Annotated in this window: 7 protein-coding genes and 1 pseudogene; 4 read left to right on the top strand and 4 right to left on the bottom strand. The window is 69.4% G+C overall.

Features of this window, described 5'->3' with window-relative positions:
• Positions 1-508 (top strand): annotated as a pseudogene (locus VFN12_RS13785) (GMP synthase (glutamine-hydrolyzing)); the annotation flags it as partial.
• 10 nt (positions 509-518) lie between these two features.
• Complete coding sequence (locus VFN12_RS13780; protein WP_325119291.1) at positions 519-905, top strand: glyoxalase; 387 nt, start codon at positions 519-521, stop codon at positions 903-905.
• A gap of 19 nt (positions 906-924) precedes the next feature.
• Here the strand turns inward: VFN12_RS13780 and VFN12_RS13775 are convergent, their stop codons facing one another.
• Both VFN12_RS13775 and VFN12_RS13770 read right to left on the bottom strand, forming a co-directional pair.
• Positions 925-2,397, bottom strand: coding sequence for a biotin carboxylase (locus VFN12_RS13775; protein ID WP_325119290.1), 1,473 nt, complete (start codon positions 2,395-2,397; stop codon positions 925-927).
• A 45-nt stretch (positions 2,398-2,442) separates the two neighbouring features.
• Positions 2,443-3,723 carry a serine hydrolase gene (locus VFN12_RS13770; RefSeq protein WP_325119289.1) on the bottom strand — a complete coding sequence of 427 codons (1,281 nt, stop codon included), beginning with the start codon at positions 3,721-3,723 and terminating at the stop codon, positions 2,443-2,445.
• Between the two features lie 92 nt (positions 3,724-3,815).
• Between VFN12_RS13770 and VFN12_RS13765 the strand changes: the two genes are divergently transcribed.
• Positions 3,816-5,108, top strand: a complete 1,293-nt coding sequence (locus VFN12_RS13765; RefSeq protein WP_325119288.1) for a serine hydrolase — start codon at positions 3,816-3,818, stop codon at positions 5,106-5,108.
• Positions 5,105-6,169 carry an agmatinase gene (gene speB, locus VFN12_RS13760; RefSeq protein ID WP_325119287.1) on the top strand — a complete coding sequence of 355 codons (1,065 nt, stop codon included), beginning with the start codon at positions 5,105-5,107 and terminating at the stop codon, positions 6,167-6,169. Before VFN12_RS13765 ends, speB begins: the two co-directional genes overlap by 4 nt.
• A 44-nt stretch (positions 6,170-6,213) precedes the next feature.
• On the opposite strand, the gene VFN12_RS13755 is transcribed toward speB, so the two are convergent.
• Entirely contained in the window at positions 6,214-7,785 is a 1,572-nt protein-coding gene (locus VFN12_RS13755; RefSeq protein ID WP_325119286.1) for an APC family permease, read from the bottom strand.
• Positions 7,782-7,935, bottom strand: a 154-nt coding sequence (locus tag VFN12_RS13750) for an aldehyde dehydrogenase family protein (RefSeq protein ID WP_325119292.1), incomplete at its 5' end; no start/stop codon positions are given. The genes VFN12_RS13750 and VFN12_RS13755, both read right to left, overlap by 4 nt.

Genomic DNA, 7,935 nt, shown 5'->3' with positions numbered 1-7,935 from the left:
CCACAACGTCGGGGGGCTGCCCGACGACCTCGAGTTCGAGCTGGTCGAGCCGCTGCGGGCGTTGTTCAAGGACGAGGTCCGGATGGTGGGGGAGCAGCTCGGCCTCCCCGCCGACATCGTCCACCGCCAGCCCTTCCCCGGCCCGGGCCTCGGGATCCGGATCATCGGCGAGGTCACCCGGGAGCGGCTCGACGTGCTCCGCCAGGCCGACGCGATCGCCCGCGAGGAGCTGACCCGCGCGGGCCTCGACCGCGACATCTGGCAGTGCCCGGTGGTACTGCTCGCCGACGTGCGCTCGGTCGGGGTCCAGGGCGACGGCCGCACCTACGGCCACCCGATCGTGCTTCGCCCGGTCACCTCCGAGGACGCGATGACCGCCGACTGGGCGCGGGTCCCCTACGACGTCCTCGAGCGGATCTCCACCCGGATCACCAACGAGGTGCAGGAGGTCAACCGGGTCGCGCTCGACCTGACCTCCAAGCCGCCGGGCACCATCGAGTGGGAGTGAGGCGGACGCGATGACGCGGGCCGTTCACCACCTCGACCTGTGGGTCGGCACTCCGGACGTCGCGGCTGGGGAGTGGGGTTGGCTGCTCGGTGAGCTGGGCTGGGATGCCTCGTCCGACCACCGGAGCTGGGCCCACCCCGACGGCACCTACATCTTCCTCGAACGCTCGATCGACCAGCTCGACGAACCGCACGACAGGCTGCGCCCGGGGGTGAACCATCTGGCGCTGACCTGCTCCGACCGGAGGATGCTGGATCGACTCCGGGCCGAGTCCTCCGAGCACGGCTGGCACGAGATGTTCGCCGACAGGTACCCGCACGCGGGGGGTGAGCAGCACACCGCGCTCTACCTGGAGAACTCCGAAGGCTTCGAGGTCGAGGTCGTCGTCGGCGACTGATCCGGCCGAGTCTCCGTGGCTACTTCACGTAGGCGATGGGCGCGAGGTTCGGGGTCGGGTCGACCGCCTCGGACTGGTAGTGCGCGCGGATCCCGTCGATGTAGTTGCGGCAGGCCTTGGTCAGGCCGTCGGCGGTCTGCATCCGCCCCTTCGTGACGAGGATGCCGAGGTCGGCGCCCTTGAACCGGAAGTCCCCCGCCGCGTACACCCGCAGAAAGAACGCTTCGTCCTCGTGGGTCACGTCGTGCCAGTCGTTCGTGACGCCGGCGAACTTCAGCGAGCCGTCGTCCTCGAGGGTCCAGGTGCCCGTACGGGGCGCCGCGAGGATCCGCTCCACGGAGTCGTCCGGCTCCTTCATGATCAGCTGGGCCCAGACGTCCACGGCGGCGAGCTCTCGCCAGCGCTCGTTGATCTCCTCGACGTCCACCATGTAGTCGACGTCCATGAACTCCAGGAGGTGGAAGAGGAACAGCGGGACGTCGGCGTAGGCGCCCGCGGTCACGTTGGTCATCGACGACGCACCGGAGATCCGCGGGTTGAGCTCGCCCAGATAGACCTCGTCCGTCCCGAGGTCGACGAGGACGTCGATCTCCAGGAAGCCCTTGTAGCCCTCCTTGGCGAGCCGGTCACCCAGCCGGCGGACGTGCCCGATCGCGGTGGCCCGCTGCTTCGTGGTGAGCGCCTCGGGGAAGAGGTCGTTGCCGCACCAGCCGCCCTTGTACGGCGTGAGCTCGGGGTAGCCGGTCAGGTCGGTCATGAAGGGGCCCACGATCGTGCCGTGGCGGGTGATGCAGGCCTCGACAGCTGCGGCCTTGTTGTCGATCCGCTTCATCACCTTCAGCTGCTCGCCGACGATGTACTTCTCGTGCTTGTTCCAGTCCTCCTCGTCCTTGATGAAGAACGTGGTCTTGCCGGAGTCGCCGTAGGGCGTCTGCACGACGAGATCCGTGCCCAGGCCGTTGCCGGTGGACAGCTCGGTGAGCGCCTGGTAGGTCGACGCGGTGCCCAGGATGTTGGGCACCGACGGGGCGCCGGCCTCGTTGCCCAGCTGGGTCGTGACGATCTTGGAGTCGAGCCGTCGTCGCAGCTCGTCCGACGGGAGGATGAGCTCGTACCCGAGCTCGCGGCAGATCTCCTCGGTCTCCTCGTCGAAGAACACCATGGCGATCATCGGCGTGCCGCCGCGTCGCTCCAGGTGCTCCCGCACCTCCGGGTCGCGCAGCAGGTAGTTGTTGATCTGCTCGCTGGACTCGAACTCGACATAGGGCTGGTTCTTCGGGGCGAACACGCGCGGGTGCGCCCCGTCCCACGAGTCGTAGTAGACGACGTACTGGAAGTTGCGCACCCAGCGGTCGATGCCGAGAAGGTTGAAGGCGGTCGGTCCGACGAAGTAGATCGGCTGCTGGTTGGTCCGGAAGAAGCTTCGGATCTCCGGGATGCCGTTCAGGGTGCGGCGTGGCTGGGTGTCCGATCCGGACGCGGTCATGCTCATGATGCCTCCCGGGCCAAGGCTACGCCTCCGCATCCCGCTAGACAGTCAGAGGACCGAGGGGCCCGGTCGCCTCGACGTGCCGTGCCGGCTCAGCCCGGAGACGACTCCGGGGAGCCGGTGCACGGCACCGGTGGAGTCCTGGTCGGTGGTGAGCGCGCCGCTGATCGCATCGCAGGCGCGCAACGTGTCATGCAGGAAGGCGGGGTTCTGCGCGTCCGGCCACCCGGAGAGCTTCACGCAGACGGTGTTGGTACGTCGGCTCACGTAGACCAGCTGCCCGTGGATCCCCAGGCACAGCAGCACGTCGCCGTACTCGCCGACCCGGAACCAGAAGTGGTTGCGGTACCAGCCGCCGGGGAAGGACCGCTCCGCCGGCGACTCCGCGAACGCGGAGCGGACGTCGGCGTCCACCGCCCACGCCTGGCGCAGCCACCCCGGCGGAAGGACCGACCGACGGCCACCGTCGGGGAGCGGCACGGTGCCGCCGCTCAGCAGGAGGTGTCCGAAACGCAGCAGATCGCGTGCGGTCGCCCCGAGTCCGCCGTCGTGGATCGCGGTCCCGACGCGGTCGCACTGGATCTCCGCGTCGCCGGCGGCGCCCATGGGTGCCCACACGAGGTCCCCGATCAGCTCCGCCATGCGCGACCCGGATGCCCGCTCGCACAGCCAGCCGAGGACGTCCGTCTCGGAAGAGCGGTAGCGGAAAGTCCCCCCGTGCTCACGCTCGGCTTCCAGACTCTGCAGGTAGGCGTACAACCCGTCCTTGTCGATGACCCACTCGCCGAGCTGCCGGATCTCGGCGCTCGGGTCGCCGTAGTCCTCGAGGAACCGGGCGCCGCTGCGCATGTCCAGCAGGTCTCGCACAGTCGCGCCGGCGTACCCGGACGCGGCCAGGTCCGGGACGTACTCCTCGACGCACCCCTGCTCGTCCAGCACTCCCCGATCCAGGAGGACGGACGCGACACAGCCGACCACGGACTTGGTGACCGACAGGACGGCGTGCACCTGGGCCGGGCCTCCGCCGGGGGCGTACCACTCGGCGGCGAGCTCACCCTGCTGGAGCACCGCGAAGGCGTCGGTGAAGGTGTCGTCCAGCACGGCACGCACCGATCCGGTCGATCCGTCGACCCGCTTGACGGACACCCGCCCGAGGTCGAGCGGCTCGGCCGGGTCGGAGAGGGGCAGGGGCGTCCCGGTGCCGCGCGAGACCCGTTGGGTGGGGCAGAGCTCACGGACGTGCCACATCGACCAGCGGTTGAACGGCGCCTCGAGCCAGTTCGACGCCGAGGCCCTCGGGTCACGGCTCGGGGGGGTCGCACCGCTCACCCATGAATCCTAGAGAAGGATCGCAAGCGACTGTCCGGACGACTTCGGATCCGGGCCCGCAGGCGCCCACACTTCAGGCCTAGTGTGGGCGCATGGACAGGATGATCGGATTCCCGCCGGGCGAGGCATCGAGGGTCATGCTGGCCAACTGGCAGGATCCGCCGAGTGTCCGCTGGGCCTTCCGGCACATGCGCGAGCTCATCCCGAGCCAGACCATTCCCGCCGGGCCGACGCCGGCCGCCGACCTGCCCCAGGGGGAACAGGTCGATCTCGCAGCGATCACGGTCGAGCGTCTCTCCGGTGCGACGACCAGCGTCGAGGACGTCCTGGACGAGACCTCGACCGACGCGGTGATCCTGATGCACGACGGGGTCCTGCTCAACGAGCACTACTACGCCGGCAGCACCGACCTCACACCGCACCTGGTGATGTCGGTGTCGAAGTCGATCGTCGGTTGCGTGGCCGGGATCCTGGCCGGTCGCGGCGAGCTCGACGTGGCCGCCCCCGTGGAGCAGTACGTCCCCGAGGTCGCCGACTCCGGCTACGGTCAGGCCACCGTCCGCGACCTGCTCGACATGCGTACCGGCGTTCAGTTCCGCGAGACCTACGACGCGCCCGACGCCGAGGTCCGGGTGATGGAGCGTTCGATGGGCTGGCGCCCCAGGCTGGACGGCGACCCGGTGGGCGCCTACGCCTATCTCGCCAGCCTCGACCGGGCCGGGCCCCACGGCGGCACCTTCACCTACCGCTCGGCCGATACCGACATGCTCGGCTGGGTCTGCGAACGTGCCGCGGACAATCGGATGGCCGACCTCGTCGCCACGCTGCTCTGGCAGCCGATGGGCGCCGAGCGCGACGCCGAGATCACGTGCGACTCGGTGGGCACGGGCGTCCACGACGGAGGTATCTCGGCGATTCCGCGTGACCTCGCCCGGTTCGGCCAGATGCTGCTCGACGAGGGCAGGGTCGGCGGCCGCGAGATCGTGCCGGCGTCCTGGCTCGCCGACTCATGGGACCGCCCCGACGACGTCAGGGCCGCGTTCGCCGCCTCGGGCAACGAGGCGGTGCTGCCCGGTGGGTGGTACCGCAACCAGTTCTGGTTCGTGCCGAAGCCTCGCGGCACCGCGCTGGTCTGCCTCGGGATCCACGGTCAGATGGTCTACGTCAACCGCGAGACCGGCCTGGTCGCCGTCAAGGTCTCGTCGTGGCCGGCCCCCCAGGACACCTCGTCGCTGGTCGACACCCTCCGGGCCTTCGGCGCCGTCGGCGCCGCACTGGCAGAGCGGGGTGAGGCGTCGACCTCCGGCTCGCGCGGGAGGCGCCGCCGCGGCCGCCGTTCTCGTTCCTTGACGACGCCCCGGGCCGCGCGAACACTCGAAGCATGACCCGCTACGGCCAGCAGTTCGGGCCGGACTTCACGTTCCTCGGGGTTCCCATGTGCGACCTCGACGACCCGTCGACGTACGCCGACGCTCAGGTCGTCATCCTCGGTGCGCCGTTCGACGGGGGCACCTCGGCCCGCTCGGGTGCGCGCTTCGGGCCGATGGCGATCCGGATGCGCGACTACCTCCCGCACGACGGCGAGCGCCCCAGCCTGGCCCTGCGGACCGACGGGCTCAAGGACCTCGGCGTGGTCGATGCGGGTGACGTCGAGATGTACTCCGGTGACATCGAGGTCGCCCTCCCGGCCCTCGAGGCTGCGGTCGAGAAGGTCACCCGATCGGGCGCGATCCCGGTGATCCTCGGCGGGGACCACTCCGTCACCTACCCCGACGCCAAGGGCGTCGCCAACGTGCTCGGCCACGGCCGGATCTCGATGATCCACTTCGACGCGCACGCCGACACCGGCGACATCGAGTTCGGGTCGCTGTGGGGACACGGCCAGCCGATGCGCCGGCTCATCGAGTCGGGGGCGCTCCGTGGCGACCGGTTCCTGCAGGTCGGGCTCCGCGGTTACTGGCCTCCGCCCGAGACCCTGGACTGGATGGCCGACCAGCGGATGCGCTCCTACGAGATGACCGAGATCGTGCACCGTGGCCTCGAGGAGTGCCTCACCGAGGCGTTCGTCATCGCGATGGACGACTGCGACGGCGTCTTCCTCTCCGTCGACATCGACGTCTGCGACCCGGGCCATGCCCCCGGGACCGGCACGCCGGAGCCGGGCGGTCTCAGTGCCCGCCAGCTCCTCGACGCCGTACGGCGGATCTGTCTCGAGCTGCCGGTGGTGGGGGTCGACGTCGTCGAGGTGTCGCCGCCCTTCGACCATGCCGACATCACCGCGGCGCTGGGGAACCGGGTCGTGCTCGAGGCGTTGTCGGCTCTGGCGCGCAGGCAGCAGGACGAGCGCGACGGGACCCGGTGGGATCCGGCCCGGCCGCTGCTCGATGGCCGGCCAGCCCACGACCCCGACGAGCCGCACCACACCACCCACCTCGGCCACGACTGAGTGCGCTGACTCCCGCGACCGGGACGTGGTGGTGCCGGAGCGGGCTACTTCGGCTCCGCCACGACGAGTGCCGGCGTGTCCTTGACCAGGGTCTCCCCGCGGAAGTAGGCGGGGTCGACGGCCCGCCGCCACAGCATGAAGAGGACGCCGACCAGGATGAGTCCGAGACCGAGGATCAGCACGAGGCCTACCCCACCGATCGAGGCGCCACTTCCGTAGTCGGGTGACGCGCTGTCGCGCAAGGTCACGACGAACACCCAGGCCAGCCCCAGTCCGCCGAGCAGCGGGAAGAGCAGCTTGAAGACGAAGCTCGAGACGTCGTTGAGCAGCTCCTTGCGGAAGTACCAGATGCAGGCGAACGCGGTGAGCCCGTAGTAGAAGCAGATCATGATGCCCAGCGAGTAGATCGTGTCGGTGAGCACGCGCTCGCTGAGGAAGGTCATCACCGCGTAGAAGACCCCGGCCCCGACGCCGGCTGCGATCGTGGCGTACGACGGCGTCTTGTACTCGGCGTGGATCCTGGCGAACGACTTCGGGAACGCCCGGTAGACGCCCATGGCGAGCATGGTGCGCGAGGTCGGCAGGAACGTCGTGATCAGGCTGGCGGCGCTCGACGCGAGCACCGCGAGGAACAGCACGAGATCCAGTGGCTGTCCGAGCACGGGCCGGGCCAGGGCCCCGAAGACGTTCTCGGAGATCTCCTCGTTGGCGAGGCCGAGCCCCTCGTCGCCGACGCCGGCGTACATCTGCAGGGCGATGGCCACGATCAGGTAGGTGAGCAGGATGGACAGCACGCACAGCAGTGCCGCCCGCCCAGGGGTCTTGTCGGCGTCCACCGACTCCTCGTTGACGGTGAGGGCGGTGTCCCAGCCCCAGAACGCGAAGATCGACCCCGACAGTCCGGCGATGAAGGCCGACAGGGTCAGCCCCTCGAGGCTGAACCAGCTCATGGAGAACGAGAGCCCGGTGTCGGAGTCACCGGCCTTGGCGAACGCCGCCAGGGCGAAGACCAGCAGGACCGCGAGCTGGAAGAGGACCAGCACGATCTGGACGCGCTCGGTGGTCGTGATGCCCCGGTAGGCGACCCAGGTGGCGATGGCGAGGAAGATGAGGCAGGTGACCACGTTGACCGCGCGGTTCTCCCACAGGTCGCTGACCGTGCCGTTGTCGAGCACGTCTCCGAGGAACTGGTAGAAGAACTGGACCGCGACCCCGGCCAGGTTGGACAGCACGATGACGGTGGCCATGATGGCCGCCCAGCCGCCCAGCCACCCGAGGTACGGGCCGAACGCCTTGGTGGTCCAGGTGAACGAGGTGCCGCAGTCGGGGGCGACCTTGTTGAGCTCCCGGTAGGCGTAGGCCGCCAGGAACATCGGGACGAAGCCGGCGATGATGATCACGGGCATCTTCGCCCCGGCCTCGGCGACGAGGATGCCGACGGTGGCCGTCAGCGCGTAGGCAGGTGCCACGGAGGAGATGCCGAGGACGGTGCCGCCGAAGAGGCCGACTGCGCCCTCGCTCAGCCCTTTGTCGACCAGGTCCTGCTCGGCCTTGTGGTGAGGGTCGTGCTGCTCGGCGTGGAGACTGTGGTGAGGGTCTCCGGTCGGGGCGCTCATCCTTCGTACCCGTGGTAGTGCATGACGTGCTTGATGCGGGTGTAGTCCTCGAGTCCGTACATGGAGAGGTCCTTTCCGTAGCCGGAGTGCTTGAAGCCGCCGTGTGGCATCTCGCCGACCAGGGGGATGTGGGTGTTGATCCACACGCAG

Origin of the sequence: Nocardioides sp., assembly GCF_035703625.1 — a bacterium.
Classification (GTDB): domain Bacteria; phylum Actinomycetota; class Actinomycetes; order Propionibacteriales; family Nocardioidaceae; genus Nocardioides.
This window is presented reverse-complemented; position numbering and strand designations above follow the sequence as displayed.

Bases quoted from the DNA above. Each gene is read 5' to 3' on its own strand.
- VFN12_RS13780 (WP_325119291.1), top strand. From the start codon at position 519: ATGACGCGGGCCGTTCACCACCTCGACCTGTGGGTCGGCACTCCGGAC.
- VFN12_RS13775 (WP_325119290.1), bottom strand. From the start codon at position 2,397: ATGAGCATGACCGCGTCCGGATCGGACACCCAGCCACGCCGCACCCTG.
- VFN12_RS13765 (WP_325119288.1), top strand. From the start codon at position 3,816: ATGGACAGGATGATCGGATTCCCGCCGGGCGAGGCATCGAGGGTCATG.
- speB (WP_325119287.1), top strand. From the start codon at position 5,105: ATGACCCGCTACGGCCAGCAGTTCGGGCCGGACTTCACGTTCCTCGGG.
- VFN12_RS13755 (WP_325119286.1), bottom strand. From the start codon at position 7,785: ATGAGCGCCCCGACCGGAGACCCTCACCACAGTCTCCACGCCGAGCAG.